This window comes from Mycobacterium sp. NGS51, assembly GCF_059812525.1.
Window position 1 is genome coordinate 154,782 of sequence record NZ_JCALCV010000005.1, and the last position, 19,544, is coordinate 174,325.

The window sequence follows — 19,544 nt, forward strand, 5'->3', positions numbered from 1 at the left end:
ACGCCGATCGGCCGACACTGGCTTGATAACCGACCGAAAGGTCGGTTATTGTTGGCAGCTGTGACGGTCTTCGACACACTCCGGGTGCACGCGGCCGACGACCGCGTTGTCGTCGAACTGCACCGACCCGAACAGCGCAACGCCATTAACGCCGCGATGGTTGCCGAACTGCACCGCGTCTGCGCCGACCTGGAACGCGACCCGCGGCTGCTGATCATCACCGGCGCGGGGACCGATTTCGCCGCCGGCGCCGACATCGCCGAGCTGCGCAGGCGGCGCCGCGATGACGCGCTGGCCGGAATCAACCGCGCCGTCTTCGATCGGATCGCCGCGCTGGCGATGCCGACGATTGCCGCCGTCGAGGGCAACGCGTTGGGCGGCGGCGTCGAACTGGCTTACGCCTGCGACCTCCGAATCGCCGGCGCGGGCGCCCGGTTCGGCAACCCGGAACCCGGACTGGGCATTGTGGCCGCGGCCGGCGCCGGCTACCGGCTCGCCGACCTGGTCGGCATGTCGATCGCCAAGCAGGTCATCCTGGGCGGTCGGCTGCTCGATGCCCAGTCCGCCCTACGCCACGGCCTGGTGTGCGAGGTCGTCGCGACGGGCTCAGCGGTGTCTGCCGCCCACGCGCTGGCCGACCGCATTGCGCGCTCCTCCGCACTGGCGCTGCGGCTGTCGAAAGCCGTGATCGACGCCGCGTCACCGCATCCGCTGCTCGACGACTTCGCGCAGGCGCTGTTGTTCGAGAGTCCCGATAAGAACGAGCGGATGACCCGGTTTCTGGAAAAGAGCCGCGCATGAGTTGCGTCGTGGCGGTCATTGGCGGCGGACGGATGGGCGCCGGCATCGCGCAGGTGTTCGCCGCCGTCGGCGCAACGGTCACTATCGCCGAAGCCAACGCCGACGCCGCCCGGGCCGCGCGGGAGCGGGTGGCCCGCGGCCTGGCCAAAGCCGCCGAAAAGGGTGCCAGCCAACTCGACACGGCGTTGGCTCGGCTGCATACCGTCACCGCGCTGACTGACCTGCCGTCCGACGCCGGCCTGGTGATCGAAGCGGTGCCTGAACGCGTCGAGGACAAGATCGCGGTGCTGAGCGCCGCCGAGAGAGTCGTCGGCCGTGACGCGGTGCTGGCCAGCAACACCAGCTCGCTGTCCATCGGGGATCTCGGCGCCGCGCTGGAGCACCCGCACCGCTTCCTGGGCATGCACTTCTTCAACCCGGTCCCGGCGTCCAGCCTCGTCGAACTGGTGCGCGGTTCGGCCACCGACGACGCGACCATGGAGTCGGCCCAGCAGTGGGTGCAGGAGCTGGGCAAAACCGCTGTGGTGGTGAACGATTCGCCGGGCTTTGCGACCAGCCGGCTGGGCGTGGCGCTCGGCCTGGAAGCCATCCGCATGCTCGACGAGGGAGTGGCCGACGCCGCGACGATCGACAGCGCCATGGAACTGGGCTACCGCCACGCGACGGGGCCGCTGCGCTCCACCGACCTGGTGGGCCTGGATGTGCGGATGGCCATCGCCGAGCACCTGCACGCCACCCTGGGCGAGCGGTTCCGGCCGCCGCAACTGTTGCGGGACAAAGTCACCCGCGGCGAGCTGGGCCGCAAGTCCGGGCAGGGCTTCTACTCGTGGCCGCACACCGAAGGAGGACAGCCCCGATGACCACCGTGACCTACACCGTCGACGACGGCGTCGCCAGCATTGTGTTGGACCGGTCCGCAGCATCCAACGCCCTGGATGGCGCGATGAAAGAGGAGCTGCTGAAGGCACTGTCGGCTGCCGGCAGCGATCCCACCATCCGGGCCGTGGCCCTCACCGCAACCGGGAAGAACTTCTGTGTCGGCCAAGACCTCGGCGAGCACGTCGATGCGTTGCGGGCCGACCCCAGCCACGCCATGGACACCGTTGCGCAGCATTACAACCCGATCATGCTGGCGCTGGACGCCATCGAAGTCCCGATTGTCGCCGGCATTGGCGGGGCCTGCGTCGGCGCCGGACTCGGCATCGCGTTGGGCGCCGATATCCGCATCGCCGGGCAGCGCAGCAAGTTCGGCACCGCGTTCTGCGGCATTGGGCTGGCCGCCGACTCGGGGCTGAGCGCCACCCTGGCAGCCTTGATCGGCAAAAGCCGGACGACCGGGCTGTTTCTCCTCGGCGACACCATCGACGCCGACACCGCTCACGCCTGGGGGCTGATCCACCGGGTGGTGCCTGACGCCGACGTCGCCGCCGAAACCGCCGCGCTGGCGCGGCAACTCGCAGCCGGGCCGACCGCCGCGTTCAAGGCCGTCAAACACCTGATCGCCGACAATACCGGCGCCGATCTTGTCGACGTGCTCAGCCGCGAAGCCCGTGCCCAGGCGCTGCTGGGCGCCAGCACCGATCACAGCGCCGCGGTCGAAGCGTTCCTCGACAAGCGGCGCCCGACCTTCGTCGGACAGTGATGACCGACACCTTCGACGAGATCATCGCCGCCGGCCAGCGAGTGGAGCCGCGCGATCAGATGCCCGACGGCTACCGCAACACACTGATCCGCCAGATCGCCCAGCACGCGCATTCGGAGATCATCGGCATGCAGCCGGAGGGCAATTGGCTGACCCGGGCCCCGTCGCTGCGGCGCAAGGCGATCCTGCTGGCCAAGGTGCAAGACGAAGCCGGCCACGGCCTGTATTTGTATTCCGCCGCGGAAACCCTCGGCGCCGACCGCGGCGACCTGACCGCGAAACTCATTGCCGGCCAGCAGAAGTACTCGTCGATCTTCAACTATCCGACGCTGAGCTACGCGGATATTGGCGTGATCGGCTGGCTGGTCGACGGCGCCGCGATCTGCAACCAGGTGCCGCTATGCCGCAGCTCCTATGGACCCTATGCCCGCGCGATGATCCGGATCTGCAAGGAGGAATCGTTTCACCAGCGACAGGGCTACGAACTGCTGCTGACCATGATGCGCGGCACCGACGAGCAACGCGCGATGGTGCAAGACGCCGTGGACCGGTGGTGGTGGCCGGCGTTGATGATGTTCGGTCCACCCGACGACCAATCGCCCAACACCGCCCAGTCGATGGCCTGGGGCATCAAACGCCACACCAACGACGAGCTGCGGCAGCGGTTCGTCGACATGACCGTTCCGCAGGGCGACGTCCTCGGCGTCGGCTTTCCCGATCCCGAACTGGCGTGGAACGAACAACGCGGCTGCTACGACTTCGGGACACCCGATTGGTCGGAGTTCATGGCGGTGGTGCACGGTAACGGCCCGTGCAACGAGGAACGGATCGCTATCCGCAAATCCGCCCACGAGCAGGGCAGCTGGGTGCGGAAGGCCGCCACCGCTTTCGCCGACAGGAGGAAACACGATGAGCGACAAGCAGGTTGACGCGGCCTGGCCGCTGTACGAGGTGTTCGTGCGAGGCAAGCGCGGCCTCAACCACGTCCACGTGGGATCGTTGCACGCCGCCGACGACGAGATGGCGCTGCGGCACGCCCGCGACGTCTACACCCGACGCAACGAGGGCGTCAGCATCTGGGTGGTGCGCTCCGCGGCGATCACCGCGTCGAGCCCCAGCGAGAAAGACCCGTACTTCGCGCCCAGCGGCGACAAGGTCTACCGCCATCCCACCTTCTACGACATCCCCGACACCGTCGCGCACATGTGAGCTGAGAACCTGCCAATGATTGACCACGATTCGGCCTACGGCGGCCTCGTCGACCTCGACGCCGCCGACCAGTGGGCATTCGGGACCAGTTTCGACGACCCGCTGGCCGGCGTGGACACCCGGCTGGCCGACGGCATCGACGGTACCGATCTGGCCGTCTACTGCTTGATGCTCGGCGATGATGTGCTGATCGCCGCGCAGCGCCTGACCCAATGGGTCACCCGGGCACCCGAACTCGAAGAGGAAGTCGCGCTGGCCAACATCGGCCTGGACCTGCTCGGTCAGGCCAGACTGCTGCTGGCCCGCGCTGCCGCCGCCGACCCGGAGGTGGTTCCCGCCCTGCCCGAAGGGTCGCCGATTCCCGCCGAGGACGCGCTCGCGTTCTTCCGCGATGAACCGCAGTTCCGCAACGTGCGGCTGGCCGAACTGGACAATGGTGACTTCGCGGTCACCATCGCCCGGCTGTTGGTGTTCGCCGCCTACCGGCTGGCGTTGTTGCAGCGGTTGCTTGGATCCTGCGACCCGGTGCTGGCTGCGGTGGCGGCCAAGGGCGTCAAAGAGGTCACCTATCACCGCGACTACGCCGCCCGCTGGCTGATCACCCTGGCCTGCGGCACAGCCGAATCGCGGCGCCGCATCGATGCCGCGCTCGCCGCGGTCTGGCCCTACGTCGGCGAACTGTTCACCAGCCATCCGATCGAGACCCGTCTGGTCGCCGTCGGCGCCGGCGTCGACCCCGCCGACCTGCAGGCCGAATTCGATGCGGTGATCCGGCAGGTATTTCACGCCGCCGAACTCCCGATCCCATCGCCGGCAACTCCGGGCGGGCGGACCGGGCGCGACGGCGAACACACCGAAGCAATGGGGCCCCTGCTCACCGAAATGCAATCCGTTGCCCGGTCACACCCGTTGGGGCAATGGTGATCCCGCTCGACCGGGCGCGACGGGTGGCCGCGGAGGTCACCGATCCGGAAATGCCGATCCTGACCCTCGCCGATCTCGGGGTGCTGCGCGAGGTGTCCAGCGACGAGCGGGGCCGGGTGGTCGTCACCATCACTCCCACCTACTCCGGGTGCCCGGCAATGGGCACCATCCGCGCCGACCTGCAGCAGGCACTGGCCAGGGCCGGGTTCGACGACGCGCAGATCCACACCGCGCTGAGTCCGGCGTGGAGCACCGATTGGATCAGCGACGACGGGCGCCGCAAGCTCGCCGATTGCGGCATCGCTCCGCCCGGGCCCGCGCCGAGCCACATCGGCCCAGTCATGCTCACCCTGACTCCGCGTCGCCGGGTGGTCCGCTGCCCGCGATGCGGATCGGTCGACACCGACACCACCTCGGAATTCGCTGCCACACCGTGCAAGTCGCTGCACCGCTGCCGGTCCTGCGCCGAGCCGTTCGAGCGGGTGAAGGAGATCTAGGATGACCACCCGCACCAAACCGTTTCACCCACTGTCGGTAGCCGCGGTGCAGCACCTCTGCGACGACGCGGTCGCCGTCACATTCCGTGTGCCCGACGAGCTGCAACCGGCCTTCGCGTTCCGGCCGGGTCAGTCGGTGACGCTGCGAAAGCGGTTGGACAGCACCGAAGAACGACGCAACTATTCGATCTGCGCGTATGCGGGCGAGCAGCTACGGATCGGGGTCCGGGAAGTACCGGGCGGAGTGTTCTCCCCGTGGTTGGTCCGCGACCTGCGTCCCGGCGACACGGTGGACGTGCAGACCCCGGCGGGCAGCTTTGCCGCCGAACCCGGCGGCGGTACCCGGCATGTGCTGATCGCTGCGGGATCCGGTATCACTCCGATTCTGTCGATCGCCGCAAGCGTGCTGCAACAACCGGATTCGCAGGTGACGCTGTTCTACGGGAACCGACACGTCAACTCGGTGATGTTCGCCGAGGAACTTGCCGACCTCAAGGACAGCTTTCGCGAGCGATTCGAACTGATCCACGTGCTGTCCCGCGAACCCCGCGGCGTGGACCTGTTCAGCGGCCGGCTCGACGCCGCCCGCATCCGGGCGCTACTGCAAACACTGGTGCCGATCGATGCCGTCGACCACTTCTGGCTGTGCGGGCCGCACGGCATGGTCGTCGACGCCCAACAGGTGCTGCGCGACCTCGGCGTCGCGGACGACCGGGTGCAGCGCGAACTGTTCTTCGTCGAAGACGTTGCCCCGCAACCGGCCCACCACCTCGAAACCACCGCCGACGGGCCCACCAGCGAGGTCACCATCATGCTGGACGGACGCTCGAGCACGCTGCGCCTGCCGCGGCACAGCACGGTGCTCGACGCTGCGCAGCGATCCCGCGACGATTTGCCGTTCGCGTGCAAGGGCGGGGTGTGCGGCACCTGCCGCGCCAAGGTGACCGCCGGCAGTGTTGATATGCGCCGCAACTACGCGCTCGAAACCGCCGAGGTAGACGCGGGTTTCGTGTTGACCTGTCAATCGCTTCCGTGCAGCGACGCCGTCACCATCGACTTCGACGCCTGACCGAGGAGTCACAGCATGACCGAGATCGTCGACCGCCCCGCAACGTGCAGCACCCAATCGCCCGATGAGCTCGAGCCGATCGAGACCGCCTCCCGCGACGAGATCTCCGCCCTGCAGCTGCGGCGTCTGAAATGGTCACTGCAGCACGCCTATCAGAATGTGCCGCACTACCGGGCGGCGTTCGACGCCAACGGCGTGCACCCCAGCGACCTCAAAGAGCTCGGCGATCTCCCGTTGTTCCCATTTACCACCAAGGCCGATCTGCGCGCGAACTACCCCTTCGGCATGTTCGCGGTCCCGCAGTCCCAGGTGGCGCGGCTGCATGCGTCCTCGGGCACCACCGGGCAACCCACCGTCGTCGGCTACACCGCCGCCGACATCGACACCTGGGCCAACCTGGTCGCCCGCTCGCTGCGCGCCGGTGGCGTGCGCTCGACCGACAAGGTCCACATCGCCTACGGCTACGGACTTTTCACCGGCGGGATCGGCGCCCACTACGGCGCTGAACGCCTCGGCTGTACCGTCATCCCGATGTCGGGCGGCATGACCGACCGGCAGGTCCAGCTGATCACGGACTTCCGGCCCGACGCCATCATGGTCACCCCGTCCTACATGCTGACCATCGTCGACGCGATGGAGGCGGCCGGCCTCGACCCGCGCAGCACGTCGCTGCGCATCGGGGTGTTCGGCGCCGAACCATGGACCGAAGAAATGCGTGTCGAACTCGAACAGCGCGTCGGGATCGCCGCCGTCGACATCTATGGCCTCTCCGAGGTGATGGGGCCTGGTGTGGCCCAGGAATGCGTGGAAACCCGAGACGGCCTGCACATCTGGGAGGACCATTTCTACCCGGAGATCATCGACCCGGACACCGGGCAAGTGTTGCCCGACGGCAGCGACGGCGAACTCGTGTTCACGTCGCTGACCAAGGAGGCGTTTCCAGTCATCCGGTATCGCACCCGTGACCTGACGGCGCTGCTGCCCGGCACCGCCCGCTCCATGCGACGGATGCGCAAGATCACCGGGCGAAGCGACGACATGATGATCCTGCGCGGCGTGAACGTATTCCCCAGCCAGATCGAGGAACTGGTCCTCGCCCAGCGCGCGCTGGCGCCGCGGTTTCAATGTGTGCTCGACCGCCCGGGCCGGCTCGAGCAGTTGACCATCCGGGTGGAGCACCGCCCCGGCGTTGCCGTCGAACACCGCCAACGCGCGGCTGACGCACTGGCGCAGCAGATCAAGAATCGCATCGGCGTCAGCGTGATCGTGAGTGTGGTGGACACCGGCTCGATCGAGCGTTCGGCCGGCAAGACCACCCGGATCGTCGACCACGAGCCTGGGTTACGACAGTAGGGCGGCCTCGTCAGCAGTCAGAATTCCCGCGTCGGCCAGTCGCACCACAAAACGTGGCAGCCGCGGGTTGCGACGGGTGGCGTCGGCCAGCAGGCGTCGAGCCGCGGCGTGTCGCCCCCACCGGGCATGCAACACCGCCGACCAAAACGTGGCTTCGGGATTCGGGTCCAGCACCCCATCGGCAGCTTCCAGTGCCGCCGCGGCCGAGGCGAATTCGGCATCGTGTCCACCGAGAACGGCGCCCGACGGGTTGAACACCACCCGCGAGACTTCGTCGTATGCGTCGCCCAGATCGATGAGTCGAGCCAGCTCGCCAATCGGGTCTGCGTGGTCGTCCACCCGCATATCGCGCAGCACGCCATCCCACGGGGCGTCGGTGCGCCCACCGTCGACAACCAGCAGCGCCGCGGACTGGCTGCCCCGGATATCGCCGCCGGCGTCATTGCCACTGCGTAAACCGGCGACCAGACGATGCGCGAGATCACCCTCTGCCTGCTCGAACCCGCGCAGCATGGCGCCGAGCACCACGTCACTGTCCAGCATGTTGCCCAGCGCGGCAGCGTCATCGGTGGTCGCGACGCCGGCCGCCGCAACACACCGCGCGCCGGTATGGATGCCAACGCACCCCGACGAGTCCAGATAGCCGACTTGCCGCAGTTCCCGATCAGGGTCGGCGTCGAGCAGCAGCGACAGCGTCTCGGGCGCAGATCGGTCGTCCCGCATCAACGCCAAACCCCGCGGCCCATAGGAACGTTGCGGAAACGCCTGCGTCGCCACCACTCCCACGCCCGCCTCGGCCCACGTCACCACCGCACCGACGCCCAGATAGTGCGACTGCGATGCGACACCCAGCGCACCGGTGGCCGGGTCGCGAGCCAGCAGCGAGAACGTCATTCAGAAGTCGGTTTCCTCGACCAGCTGCGCGTAATGATCGCGGTATTCGGTGGTCTGCGTAATCGGCATGAGCGCCGCCAGCTTCGCGACATTGCCGGACAGCTTGACTCGGCCCTGCATGAACGCGGTGTTCGGCGCCAGTTCGCCGCGCAGCATCGCGACCGAATCGGCGTACGACGCCGACATGGTGCCGTCGGCGGCCGGGTCGTCGCCGAGCTGCTGGTCGACGATGCGGCCATCCTGCACGTCGGCGAAATACCGGATGTCGTCACCGTCGGGTGCCTGTGTGAGCCGGTATTGCACCCGCGCCGACGCGCCAGCCCGTCGGCCGAACGCCTGTTGCAACTCGCGCTGCCGATCCAGCCATTCCTGCGATGCGTACTTCACACTGTCTCCCTCGGTTGAGTGGTGCTGGCCTGCCGATCGAGCACGGCCAGTAGGTTTTCCGCGGTGATCGGAATGGTGTCGACGACGGTGCTGTCGTCCGAATCCAGCGCGTCGCGGATGGCGTTGGCCAGTACCGCCGGCAGCGGGATCGCACCGCTTTCCCCGCAGCCCTTGGCGCCGTTGAGCGAGAACGGCGACGGTGTCTCCAGGTGGACCAGCTCCACTGCGGGCATGTTGGCCGGCAGCGGCGGAAAGTAATCCCACAGCGACTCGACCACCGGCCGGCCGTCAACGGTATACGGCAGCTGTTCATACAGCGCCGCGCCGAGCCCCTGCGCCGCGCCGCCGATGATCTGCCCGGCGACGTTGGCGGGATTCAACTGCACACCGCAGTCGTGCCCGAACACCAGCCGCTGCACCGACACCGTCCCGGTGTCGCGGTCGATCTCCACCGCGGCGGCGACCGCGCCATAGGAGAACGCGAACGCCTGCGGCTCGTAGGTAGACGACGATTCCAGCCCGGGCTCGGTGTCAGGCGGCAGATCCCTTGCCTGGTACGCTGATTCGGCGACGGCGGAAACCGTCACGACCCGGTCGGAGTCGTCGGCGAAACCGCCCTCGACATCGTGCACCGCGCTGGCCTCCAGCAGGTGTGCCGCGATGCCGCGCATCCGCTCCCGCAGTCGACGCGCCGCCATCAGCACCGCCGACCCGGCGACCCCGGCACCCCGGCTGCCGCCGCTGCCGTAGCCGGTGTACGGGCAGGCCAACGTGTCACCGCAGATCACCGACACCGACGCCAACGGCACTCCGAGTTCGTCGGCGGCAACCTGCGCCAGCACCGTCTCGAGCCCCTGACCCATCGGCATCTGGCCGGTCAACACGGTGACCAAGCCCGACTCGTCCATCCGGACCACGGCACGGTCATGGCCGGGGCTGTTGATCCCCATCATCGCCGCCGTCAACGACGGCCCGAAATTCGTGGCTTCCAAATAACACGCGACACCGACGCCGACCAGCCGGCCCGCAGCCCTGGCCTCGGCAGCCTCCCGCCGAGTTCGACCCCAGTCAATCTGCCCCGCAACGAGGTCCAGCATCTCGCTGTAGCGTCCGCTGTCCAGACACATCATCGCCGCCGTCCAATACGGCAGCTCGTCGGGACGCAGCAGGTTGCACCGGCGGATCTCGATCGGATCGACACCCAACCGCCGCGCACCCTCGTCCATCGCGCGCTCGATCGCGAACGTGGCGTCGGGCATGCCGAATCCGCGGTAGGCGCCGATCGGCGTCTTGTTCGTCACCATGGCCGCCAGCTCGCTGAGCGCGTCGGGAATCCGGTACGGACCGAGCACCGTGGCGGCGGTGACCATCCCGGTCCCACAGCCCACCATGTACGGGGTCGCGCCGCAGTCGAGCAGGACGTTGGCCCGCAGCCCCGATATCGCACCGTCCGCGGTGAATCCCAGTTCGAGGTCGACGACCGTGCCGCGACCGTGAACCGTGGCGACAAACGCCTCCGACCGGCTCTCGATCCAGCGGACCGGCCGGCGCACGGCGCGGGCGGCGAAGGCCACCAACGTCTCCTCGATATAGGCGCACGCCTTGTTGCCGAACGCGCCGCCCATATCCGGGCACAGCACCCGCACCCGACTCTCCGGAATTCGCAGCGTCGCCCCCAGCGAGCCGCGCACCTGATGCGGCGACTGCGTCGACGTCCACACCGTGACCGACTCGCCGGTGATGTCCCAGATGGCGCGCACCCCGCGCGCCTCCAACGACAACCCCGCCACCCGGCTGCTGGTGTAGCGGCCACGCACGATCACCGCCGCGTCGCCGAGCGCCGCGGCGGCATCGCCCGCCTCGAAACGGTTGCGGCCGAACACGTTATCCGGCCAATCGTCGTAGAGCAGCGGTTGGCTGTCCGGGCACGCGTCGACGACCGCGGACAGCTTCTGGTAGCTGACGTCGAGGAGTTCGGCGGCATCCTCCGCCTGATACGCGTCGTCGGCGATGACGGCGGCGATCGGCTCACCGACGTAGCGGACCTTGTCGGTCGCTAGGCACCAGGTGGGTGCCTCGGCCTGGATCTGCGCATTCCACATCATCCCCATCGGCTCGGTAGCCGAGCGAATGTCCGCACCGACCAGCACCGCGTGGACGCCCGGCGCGCCGCGGGCCCGCCGCGGGTCCACCGAGATGCGGGCATGCGGTTCGCGGGAGCGGACGATCACCAAATGCAGCTCACCGGCCGCGTATTCGTCGGCCAGATAACGCCCGCCGCCGGCTGCCAACCGCCGCAGAGGCAGCCCCGGCGAGCCCTCACCAACGTGGCTCATCGGCTCTGCTCGACAATCTTGGCGGCGACGAGTTCCTCCGCGGCCGCCACGATCGGCGCGTAACCGGTACAGCGACACAACGACGCGGCCAGCCGATCGCGTAGCTCCGCCGGGGTAGGCCGCGCGCCCGCGTCGACCTCGGCCAGCAGCTCTTCGATCAACACCACGAATCCCGGTGTGCAGAAGCCGCACTGCAGCGCGCGGTGCCGTACCAGGCAGTCCTGGACCGGGGAGGGCTCCGGCGCCTGGCTCAGGCCTTCGATCGTGACCACATCGGACCCGTCGGCCTGCACGGCCAGCGTCAAACATGCGCGCACCGAACGTGAATCGACCAACACGTTGCAGCTGCCGCACAGCCCTTGACCACAGCCGATGTGGGTGCCGGTCAGGCCGAGTCGCTCGCGCAGGAAGTCGGCCAGTGACATCCGGGCCGGCACATCCGCGCGGGTCGGGCGACCGTTCACCCGTAGCTCGATGGTCACGGCAGGTCCCTCCGTAGTCGACGCAGCAGCCGCGCGACGATATGCACGGCGAGCCGACGGCGATGGTCTGCGGAGCCGTGCGCGTCGCCGGCGAAGGACAGGCCCGCCGAAAAGGCCTGGGCGGCACACTCGACCGCGTCGTCGTCGAGTCGCCCGGGCAGCCCGAGCACCGGTATCTGCCCGGCGCCGCCGACCACGATGCGCACGTCGGTGGCCTCGCCGTCGACGACGCTGCCGGTGACCGCGGCACTGATCAGCGGCGTGTCGCCGGGGCCGCGCAGCGTGACTTCGTCGAAATACCCGACGGATTCGGTCTTCGGTCGGTGAAACGTGACGCTGTGCATCAACTCGCCGGGTTGCAGCGCGGCCCGAAACGGCTCCCGGAAGAAATCCTCCGCGGCGATCTGTCGGAAACCATTCGACGAGACGGCGGTGACCGCACCACCGAGCGCGAGTAGACAGACCCCGAGTTCGGCGGCCGGGTTGGCGTGGGCGATGCTGCCGCACACGGTGCCGCGGTTGCGCGTGGTGACCTTGCCCACCCGGGGAAGTGCCTGTGCCAGAACGTGGAAGCCGCCGAGGGCGGGGGAGAACTCGACGGTGCGTTGGGTGACGGCGGCGCCGACGCATACTCCCTCGGCAGTGACGTGCAGGTCGTGAAGTTCCGCGATCCGGGTGATGTCGACCAGCCGCCGTGGCCGCGCCAACCTCCGGACCAAAAGCGGCATCAGACTCTGTCCACCGGCGAGAACTTGGGTGCCGCTTGGATCGTCACCTAACGCAGCGCAGGCTTCGTCGACCGAGGTTGCTGCCAGGTAGTCGAACGGAGCCGGATGCATCGTCAAGCCTCAAGGGGTCGGCACGCTGTCGATATGCCGCAGCTGCTCGTCGATCAGCCCCGCGACAAGGACCGGATCCTCGACGTGGGCCAGGTGTCCGCGCCCGGCCAGCACCCGGCACTGCGCCCGCAGTGCCGCCGCGAGCTCGGCGCCCAGCACCGGCGGGCACGTTTGATCGTGTTCGCCGACCAGCACCAGAGCCGGTGCTTCGACGTGTCCTGCGGCGGAGGCAATGTCGGCGGAGAATGCCGCGCGGATGATCTGCTCCACCGTACTGCTGTCGTTGCGCGCCGCCCGCAGTACCGAATCGGCGAGCCGCGCGTCGTCGGTACCGGGCGCAAAGCTCGCCACGGCGAATTTCTCGAAGAACGGCGTCAGCCCGAGCCGGTGCAACTCGTCGACCACAGCGCCGCTGTCCACCCCGCTGACTCGCAGCGCCCCACCGATAACCGTCACCGACTGCACCCGCGCCGGCTGGGTCGCCGCCAGCACGACGCTCGCGCTACCGCCGAAGGAAGCGCCCACTAGGTGGGCACGCGCGATCCCGAGACCGTCCATGACCGCGGCGACATCCGCGGCGTAGTCCGCGGCGCCGTAGGTTCCGCCCGGGTCGGAAAAGCCGTGTGCTCGTAGGTCGACGGCAACCGAACTGCGGTCGGTCAGTTGCTCCATCACCGGCAACCACTGTTCGGCGGCACCGTTGATGTGGTGGACGAACACGACCGGCGTGACGGGCACGTCGCAACGTCGACGCACACCCCGGACCACACCGACCGGTCCCGACACCGCGTATCGCTCCATGGTCGCTACCGCTCACCGGCTTCGCCGGGCGCATGCGCGGAGAAGTGCGCGTGCACCAGCTCCCAGTTACTCTCGCGGCGCCGCCAGATCTCGGTGCTGCGCATGCCGGCGTCATAGCTGCCCAGCTCGCCGAAGTCGGCCTGGTAGTGGTTGAGGTAGGTCACCCAGGCGACATCGCCGACCACCTCGATGCGCTCATCGCGAAGCTCGGCGCTCACCGCCTCGCCCCCCATGGCCGACGACAGCATGTCCCACAGCTGGGCGATGTGATCCTGCCCGACGTAGACCGCGCCATTGAGGTTGTACCAGACCAGTTCGTCGGGTACCGCAGTCACCCGTCGCCGCAGATAACTCGAGTCGAGCGGACCGTTGGCGTCGACGAATTCCCGGTGCAGACGCATGATCTCCTGTGCGTCGCCGTCGAGCAGGGTCTCAGTCATGAGCGTGTTCCGTTCGTCGGTCAGGGTTGGGCCGCGAGCAGCGGACGGCACTCGGCGATCAGCGCAATGAGTTCGGGCACCTGGTCGGGCGGCGCGAACGGCACGATCGCGATCTCGTCGATACCGGTCTCGGCGTAGGCCGCCAACGAATCGCCGACGGCGTCGGGCGGGCACACCATCGCCACCGCATCGACGACCTCAGGGGTGAGCACCTTCGCGGCCTCCACGGCGCCGCCCCTCGCGAACGCGTCCACCAGCGCCCCGTCCGGGATCGCCCCGGCGGCAAGGTATTCGGTGGTCGCTGGGTCGAACGCCGACAGCAGCTCTGCCACCTGGGTGCGAGCCGCCTGCATGTCGTCGGTGATGAACGCGGTGACCACCGCGGAAATCCGAAAGTCCTCCCGCGGGCGTCCGTTCTCGGCGAGTGTGGCCTCCACCCGCTGCACGGTGTCGGCCAGGTATGTGCGCGACGAGCCGGCGCTGAGGCAGACTCCGTCGGCGTAGCGGGCGGCGGTGTCGACCATCCGCGGTCGCACGGCCATGATGTCCAGCGCGGGCGGCGCGGCCAACGGGTTCAACGTGTAGTGCTCGAACCGGAACCCGGGGAAGTCGGCGGTCACCTCGTCGCCGGCCAGCGCGGCCGTGAGCGCACGGTGCAGCGCGATCGTCGACCCGATCGGCTTGTCGACCGACCTGCCGAGCCTGGCGATCATGTCCGGCACCCCGGTCCCGATGGCCGCCCGAACCCGGCCCGGCGCGATTTCGGCCAGCGAGGCCAGCTCCATCGCGGCCACGCCGGGGTGCCGCCCGGCGGCGCTGATCCCCATCAGGACCACTTCGAGCCGCTCGGTCTCCCGCAGGTACAGGGTCGCGGGCACCACCGCGTCGTGCGCGCAGATGTGTTCGGCGTACCAGAGGCCGTCGAACCCGCATTCGTCGGCGGCGCGGACGGCCGGGAGGTCGGCAAGGATCGAGCCGAATCCGGTAAACGACAGGCTGACTCGCACGGTCCGACCCCATCTCTTCCTGCCAGCTCCGCCGGATCGGGCCGGCGGTCCGGTCAACGTAACTCCGTCTGTGACACGATGTCAACGTTTATGTTGTACGTAATGTCCGAATGTGGGAGACTCTGCGGGTGACGACGCGACAGAGCGATCTGCAGGCGCGGCGGCGCGAGCACCGGCGCAACGCGCGACGGCGGCTACTGGACGCCGCCCATCGCCTCTTGGAGAGCCAGCCCTGGGCCGAGATCTCGCTGGACGACATCACCTCTGCGGCCGAGGTTGCCCGGACCGCCTTTTACCGGCATTTCGAGGATCGTCAGCATCTGCTGATGGCGATGCTCGACGACGTCGGGCTCGAGTTGGGTCACGTCGCCGACGAGTGGATGGCCGATCACGATGACCCGGCCGCCGATCTTCGGCGCAGCCTGGCCGACCTGACCGAAATCTTCGTCGAGCATGGCCGGCTCATCCAGGCCATCTCGGATACCGCGAGGTACGACCCGGAGATCAGCGAGCTGTATTCCGCGCTGGCGGAGGGACTTGTCACGGCAACCGCGCGCCGGATCGCAGCGGACATCGCGGCGGGTCGCAGCCACATTCCCCAGCCCCACGAGGTGGCGCGGGCCCTGACGTGGATGAACGAGCGCTACCTGCTGGCGTCGTTCGGGCAGCGGCCGTTCGCCGATCCCGCCGCTGCCACCGAAGCGCTGACCACCATCTGGATCAGCACGCTCTACCGGCAATCGTCGTGAGCCCACGGCTGCTGGTCCACGGCGGGTGTGTCTTTGATCCGGTCTCGGGGACGGCGGCCCCCGCCGATGTGGTCATCGAGGGTGCGCACATCGCGGAGGTGGGTCCGGGGCTGGACGGCGACACCGCACTGGACGCCACCGGACACCTGGTGGTGCCGGGCTTCATCGACTGCCACGTCCATGTCACGCTCGACGACGTCGACGTGCTGCGACTGATCCAAAGCCCGTTCTCGCTCAGGTTCTTTCACGCAGTGCGCAACCTGCGACTGACACTGCACGCGGGGGTGACCACCGTCCGCGACGCGGCCGGCGCCGACCTCGGCGTCAAACAAGCGGTGGCCACCGGGCTGATCGACGGACCCGATCTGCAGATCGCGATCGGGATGCTCAGCCAGACCGGCGGTCACGCCGACGAATGGATGCCGTCCGGGGAATGCGTGCACGCCCTGTGGCCGCCGTATCCCGGCTGCCCGTCGACGATCGTCGACGGCGCCGACGAGATGCGCCGCAAGGTCCGCGAATTGATCCGGGCCGGCGCCGATGTCATCAAGGTCGCCACCACCGGCGGGGTGATCAGCCCGCGCAGCGACCCCCGCCGAGCGCACCTCAACGCCGAAGAGCTTGCGGTGATGATGGCCGAGGCGCGAGCCGCGCGAGTCCACGTGATGGCGCACGCCCACGGCACCGACGGCGTCAAGAATGCGGTGCGGTGCGGCGTTCGCTCCATCGAGCACGGGGTGTACCTCGACGAGGACGCCGTCGCGATGATGGCTGACAATGGAACCTGGCTGGTGCCAACGTTATCCGCACCGCGTGCCATCCTGCGGCTGGCGCAGGCCGGGGCCGGCGTCACCGAGGCCACCCGGACCAAGGTGGCCGACGTGGTCGAGGCACACGACGCATCGTTGCGGCTTGCGCACGCGGCCGGGGTGCGCATCGCGATGGGCACCGACGCCGGGATCGCACCGCACGGGAACAACCTCGCCGAGCTCGAACTGATGCACGACCAGGGGCTCTCGGCGGTCGACGCGTTGCGCACGGCGACGACGTCAGCCGCCGAATTACTGGGCGCCGCCGATGAGATCGGCGAGTTGGCGCCCGGCAAGCGCGCCGACCTGGTGCTGTTGGAGGGCACCGACATCGGCGTGCGCGGCCTGTCCGAGCGGGTGCGGGCGGTCATCCACCGCGGCAGCGTGCATCTGGACACGATCCGGATTGCCGAGTACGCGTGAGCGAGGAGATTCGCCGGCGGTGGCTGCGCGGCGAAGCGGTCGCGGCAGCGACCGTGGTCCGGACGTGGGATTCCGCGCCCCGGCCGCCCGGCGCGATCATGTTTGTCGCCGAGGACGGTTCGGTCATCGGCAACGTGTCCGGCGGATGCGTCGAATCAGCAGTGTACGAAACGGCGCGCCGGGTGCTTGCCGACGGCGTGCCGGTGCTGCAGCGCTTCGGATTGGCCGACAACATCTTTGAGGCCGGCCTCACCTGTGGCGGCACCCTCGAGGTCTTCATCGAGCGGATCACCCACGACAGCTACCCGGAATTCGGCGAGGTCATCGGCGCCCAGCGGGAGCAGATCGTCGTCGCGACCACCATCCGGGCGGCGGACGCAGCCCAGGTGGGCCGGCGACTGATTGCCCGGCCCGGTTCGATCAGCGGATCGCTGGGCTCGGCGCGCATCGACGCGGATGTGGTGCGGACACTGCGCGAAACGCTACCCCCCGCGGTGCTGTGCTACCGCCCACCGGGCGGCGGTCTCGATGACGAGATCGAGATCTTCATGTCCGCGCAGCGCGCGCCGGCCCGGATGATCATCTTCGGGGCGATCGACTTCGCAGCGGCAACCGCGGGCATCGGCGCATTTCTGGGTTATCACGTCACCGTCTGCGACGCCAGAGCGGTATTCGCCACGCCCGCAAGGTTTCCCGATGCCGACGACATCGTGGTGCAGTGGCCGCACCGTTATCTGCGGGCGGAGCGGGAGGCCGGTCGCGTTGACGGTCGCACCATCCTGGTGGTGTTGACCCACGACCCGAAATTCGATGTCCCGTTGCTCGAGCTCGCCCTGCGTGACGAGGGCTGGGCAGAACGACCGGCGTATGTCGGCGCGATCGGCTCCCGGCAGACGCACGCTGACCGTACCGCTCGGTTGCGTGAAACCGGGTTGACCGAACAGCAACTCGCCCGGCTGCGGGCGCCGATCGGCCTTCACCTCGGTGCGATCACGCCCGAGGAGACGGCCGTGTCGATCGCTGCGGAGATCATCGCGGATCGCCGGGGCGGGTCCGGCTGCCGCCTGACCGGGACTGCCGCGGCCATTCACCCGTCGGCAGGACCGTCGCACAATGCCCTGCCGGGCCACCCGGGTGAACATGGTGCTGTGCTACCGCGCGAATATACGCAATCTGTATCCGACTTTGTCCTGGTCGATGCAATGGTGCTGTCCAATCCCTAGTGTCTATCGACATATCGATTCGTAGGTCAGAAGGACGGCATCATGAGTTTCGACGACGTATTGCGCTGGGACGGCGAATTGACGGTGACCCGTCACGACCCCGAAACCGGCACGTCCTTCGTCATCCGGGTGGACTCGACGCGGTTAGGCCAGGCCGCCGGCGGCACCCGCGCGGCGCAGTATCCGTCGCTCGCCGGCGCCCTGGATGACGCCGGGAAACTCGCCGGAGCAATGACACTGAAAATGGCGGTGAGCGGGCTTCCGATGGGCGGCGGCAAATCCGTGATCGCGCTTCCGGCGCCGCGCAAAGACATCGACCCGGCAACCTGGCAGCGGATCCTGCGGCTGCATGCCGAGAACATCGACCGGCTCAACGGCACCTACTGGACCGGGCCCGACGTCAACACCAACTCTGCCGACATGGATACCCTCAACGAGACCACCGAATTCGTGTTCGGCCGCTCAGCAGACCGCGGCGGCGCAGGGTCCAGCGCCGCCAACACCGCGCTCGGGGTGTTCGAAGCCATGAAGGCCACCGCCGCGCATGCCAGTCTCGGCGCCCTCGATGGACTCACCATTCTGATCCAGGGACTCGGTGCGGTCGGCGGCCGGCTGGCCCTGTTCGCCTCGGACGCCGGTGCCCGACTATTGGTTTCCGACACCGACCGTCAGCGGCTGGCCTGGGCTCGTGAATTCGGTTGCATCGTCGTAACTCCCGAAGAGGTGTCGACCACGCCGACCGACATCTTCGCCCCGTGCGCAATGGGCGGCGTCATCGACAGCGCAACCGCCACGCGGTTGCCGACCTCCGCGGTTGTGGGCGCGGCGAACAACATCCTCGCTGACGAGGGAGCCGGTGCGATTCTGCGCGAACGCGGCATCCTGTATGCGCCCGACTTCGTCACGAATGCCGGCGGCGCCTTCCACCTTGTCGGGCGCGAAGTGCTCGGGTGGGACGACGACACGGTTGCCCAGCACACCGGTCGAATCGGCGACACCCTGATCGAGGTCTACGCGATCAGCGCAGCCGAGGACATCACCACCGACGCCGCCGCGCAGCTGCTGGCCCGTCGCCGGGCTGACGAATCAAAACCAGTCGGCCGGTAGGCCGTTCCACTCCTCGAACACCAGCCAGGTCCGGGTCGACCGGATGCCCGCCATGCCGTGCAGTCGCTCCAGCACGACCGTGCGCAGTGTCGCATTGTCCGGGGCGCGCACCACCACGAGCACGTCGAAGTCGCCACCGACCAGGGTGAACCGCTCGACGAATTGCAGCGTCTTCAACTGTGCGGACAGGCCGCGCCAAGCGTCCTGTTGAATGGACAACGCGATCACCGCCGACGTCGCAAAGCCGGCTCTCTCCAGGTTGATTCGTGCGGTGAACCCTTCGATGATTCCCCGTTGTTCGAGCCGCTCGATCCGCGAGTACACGTGGGTGCGCGAGATGTGGGTGCGCTTGGCCAATTCCAGCATCGACACCCGGCCGTCCTTGACCAGTTCCCGGATCAGCCGCCGGTCCAGGTCATCCAGCTGGACCGGTGCTGTGGTGTCGTCGTCCATGTGTTCGCCGCCTCGCCCCATTCGATCGGTTCTGTGAACAGTATGCATGCAGAATCCCACGATCCAAGCCAATACATCGCCAAGAATCGGCGTGGTGGT

At 68.3% G+C, this 19,544-nt stretch carries 22 protein-coding genes; 13 read left to right on the forward strand and 9 right to left on the reverse strand.

Features of this window, described 5'->3' with window-relative positions:
• The first annotated feature begins 60 nt into the window (after nucleotides 1-60).
• Genes AC5Y5W_RS08585 through paaK form a run of 9 tightly spaced genes read left to right on the forward strand, consistent with a single transcriptional unit; the run spans nucleotide 61 to nucleotide 7,495 of the window.
• On the forward strand, nucleotides 61-801 hold the full coding sequence (locus tag AC5Y5W_RS08585) for an enoyl-CoA hydratase/isomerase family protein (protein WP_500009928.1): 741 nt from the start codon (nucleotides 61-63) through the stop codon (nucleotides 799-801).
• Entirely contained in the window at nucleotides 798-1,661 is an 864-nt protein-coding gene (locus tag AC5Y5W_RS08590) for a 3-hydroxyacyl-CoA dehydrogenase family protein (protein ID WP_500009927.1), read from the forward strand. Before AC5Y5W_RS08585 ends, AC5Y5W_RS08590 begins: the two co-directional genes overlap by 4 nt.
• Complete coding sequence (locus tag AC5Y5W_RS08595) at nucleotides 1,658-2,443, forward strand: enoyl-CoA hydratase/isomerase family protein (RefSeq protein WP_500009926.1); 786 nt, start codon at nucleotides 1,658-1,660, stop codon at nucleotides 2,441-2,443. The genes AC5Y5W_RS08590 and AC5Y5W_RS08595 overlap by 4 nt, the downstream gene beginning before the upstream one ends.
• On the forward strand, nucleotides 2,443-3,372 hold the full coding sequence (gene paaA, locus AC5Y5W_RS08600) for a 1,2-phenylacetyl-CoA epoxidase subunit PaaA (protein WP_500009925.1): 930 nt from the start codon (nucleotides 2,443-2,445) through the stop codon (nucleotides 3,370-3,372). Before AC5Y5W_RS08595 ends, paaA begins: the two co-directional genes overlap by 1 nt.
• On the forward strand, nucleotides 3,353-3,652 hold the full coding sequence (paaB, locus tag AC5Y5W_RS08605; RefSeq protein WP_500009923.1) for a 1,2-phenylacetyl-CoA epoxidase subunit PaaB: 300 nt from the start codon (nucleotides 3,353-3,355) through the stop codon (nucleotides 3,650-3,652). Before paaA ends, paaB begins: the two co-directional genes overlap by 20 nt.
• A gap of 15 nt (nucleotides 3,653-3,667) precedes the next feature.
• Complete coding sequence (paaC, locus tag AC5Y5W_RS08610) at nucleotides 3,668-4,576, forward strand: 1,2-phenylacetyl-CoA epoxidase subunit PaaC (protein WP_500009921.1); 909 nt, start codon at nucleotides 3,668-3,670, stop codon at nucleotides 4,574-4,576.
• Complete coding sequence (paaD, locus tag AC5Y5W_RS08615) at nucleotides 4,570-5,073, forward strand: 1,2-phenylacetyl-CoA epoxidase subunit PaaD (protein WP_500009919.1); 504 nt, start codon at nucleotides 4,570-4,572, stop codon at nucleotides 5,071-5,073. Before paaC ends, paaD begins: the two co-directional genes overlap by 7 nt.
• A gap of 1 nt (nucleotide 5,074) precedes the next feature.
• Nucleotides 5,075-6,142, forward strand: coding sequence for a 1,2-phenylacetyl-CoA epoxidase subunit PaaE (paaE, locus tag AC5Y5W_RS08620; protein WP_500009917.1), 1,068 nt, complete (start codon nucleotides 5,075-5,077; stop codon nucleotides 6,140-6,142).
• A 15-nt stretch (nucleotides 6,143-6,157) separates the two neighbouring features.
• Complete coding sequence (gene paaK / locus AC5Y5W_RS08625; protein ID WP_500022268.1) at nucleotides 6,158-7,495, forward strand: phenylacetate--CoA ligase PaaK; 1,338 nt, start codon at nucleotides 6,158-6,160, stop codon at nucleotides 7,493-7,495.
• On the opposite strand, the gene AC5Y5W_RS08630 is transcribed toward paaK, so the two are convergent.
• Genes AC5Y5W_RS08630 through AC5Y5W_RS08665 form a run of 8 tightly spaced genes read right to left on the reverse strand, consistent with a single transcriptional unit; the run spans nucleotide 7,484 to nucleotide 14,681 of the window.
• Entirely contained in the window at nucleotides 7,484-8,389 is a 906-nt protein-coding gene (locus AC5Y5W_RS08630) for a DUF1028 domain-containing protein (RefSeq protein WP_500009916.1), read from the reverse strand. The two genes, paaK and AC5Y5W_RS08630, sit on opposite strands and share 12 nt — an antisense overlap.
• Nucleotides 8,390-8,776, reverse strand: a complete 387-nt coding sequence (locus AC5Y5W_RS08635; RefSeq protein ID WP_500009914.1) for an SCP2 sterol-binding domain-containing protein — start codon at nucleotides 8,774-8,776, stop codon at nucleotides 8,390-8,392.
• A complete protein-coding gene (locus tag AC5Y5W_RS08640) occupies nucleotides 8,773-11,112 on the reverse strand; it encodes a xanthine dehydrogenase family protein molybdopterin-binding subunit (protein ID WP_500009912.1) in 2,340 nt (779 codons plus the stop codon). The genes AC5Y5W_RS08635 and AC5Y5W_RS08640 overlap by 4 nt, the downstream gene beginning before the upstream one ends.
• Nucleotides 11,109-11,594 (reverse strand): (2Fe-2S)-binding protein, encoded by a 486-nt coding sequence (locus AC5Y5W_RS08645; protein ID WP_500009910.1) that lies wholly within the window; start codon nucleotides 11,592-11,594, stop codon nucleotides 11,109-11,111. The genes AC5Y5W_RS08640 and AC5Y5W_RS08645 overlap by 4 nt, the downstream gene beginning before the upstream one ends.
• A complete protein-coding gene (locus tag AC5Y5W_RS08650) occupies nucleotides 11,591-12,433 on the reverse strand; it encodes an FAD binding domain-containing protein (RefSeq protein WP_500009908.1) in 843 nt (280 codons plus the stop codon). Before AC5Y5W_RS08650 ends, AC5Y5W_RS08645 begins: the two co-directional genes overlap by 4 nt.
• A gap of 9 nt (nucleotides 12,434-12,442) precedes the next feature.
• A complete protein-coding gene (locus AC5Y5W_RS08655; protein WP_500009906.1) occupies nucleotides 12,443-13,234 on the reverse strand; it encodes an alpha/beta fold hydrolase in 792 nt (263 codons plus the stop codon).
• 5 nt (nucleotides 13,235-13,239) lie between these two features.
• Nucleotides 13,240-13,674, reverse strand: a complete 435-nt coding sequence (locus AC5Y5W_RS08660; protein WP_500009904.1) for a YybH family protein — start codon at nucleotides 13,672-13,674, stop codon at nucleotides 13,240-13,242.
• A 20-nt stretch (nucleotides 13,675-13,694) separates the two neighbouring features.
• Nucleotides 13,695-14,681 (reverse strand): LLM class flavin-dependent oxidoreductase, encoded by a 987-nt coding sequence (locus tag AC5Y5W_RS08665; protein ID WP_500009903.1) that lies wholly within the window; start codon nucleotides 14,679-14,681, stop codon nucleotides 13,695-13,697.
• Between the two features lie 128 nt (nucleotides 14,682-14,809).
• Here AC5Y5W_RS08665 and AC5Y5W_RS08670 point away from each other — a divergent pair, with 128 nt between their 5' ends.
• The 4 genes from AC5Y5W_RS08670 to AC5Y5W_RS08685 are packed head-to-tail and all read left to right on the forward strand — an operon-like array spanning nucleotide 14,810 to nucleotide 18,992.
• Nucleotides 14,810-15,430, forward strand: coding sequence for a TetR/AcrR family transcriptional regulator (locus AC5Y5W_RS08670; protein WP_500009901.1), 621 nt, complete (start codon nucleotides 14,810-14,812; stop codon nucleotides 15,428-15,430).
• Entirely contained in the window at nucleotides 15,427-16,662 is a 1,236-nt protein-coding gene (locus AC5Y5W_RS08675; RefSeq protein ID WP_500009900.1) for a metal-dependent hydrolase family protein, read from the forward strand. The genes AC5Y5W_RS08670 and AC5Y5W_RS08675 overlap by 4 nt, the downstream gene beginning before the upstream one ends.
• Nucleotides 16,659-17,885, forward strand: a complete 1,227-nt coding sequence (locus tag AC5Y5W_RS08680; protein ID WP_500009898.1) for an XdhC family protein — start codon at nucleotides 16,659-16,661, stop codon at nucleotides 17,883-17,885. The genes AC5Y5W_RS08675 and AC5Y5W_RS08680 overlap by 4 nt, the downstream gene beginning before the upstream one ends.
• 42 nt (nucleotides 17,886-17,927) lie before the next feature.
• Entirely contained in the window at nucleotides 17,928-18,992 is a 1,065-nt protein-coding gene (locus AC5Y5W_RS08685; protein WP_500009896.1) for a Glu/Leu/Phe/Val dehydrogenase dimerization domain-containing protein, read from the forward strand.
• On the opposite strand, the gene AC5Y5W_RS08690 is transcribed toward AC5Y5W_RS08685, so the two are convergent.
• Complete coding sequence (locus AC5Y5W_RS08690; RefSeq protein ID WP_500009895.1) at nucleotides 18,972-19,445, reverse strand: Lrp/AsnC family transcriptional regulator; 474 nt, start codon at nucleotides 19,443-19,445, stop codon at nucleotides 18,972-18,974. The two genes, AC5Y5W_RS08685 and AC5Y5W_RS08690, sit on opposite strands and share 21 nt — an antisense overlap.
• Nucleotides 19,446-19,544: the final 99 nt, after the last annotated feature.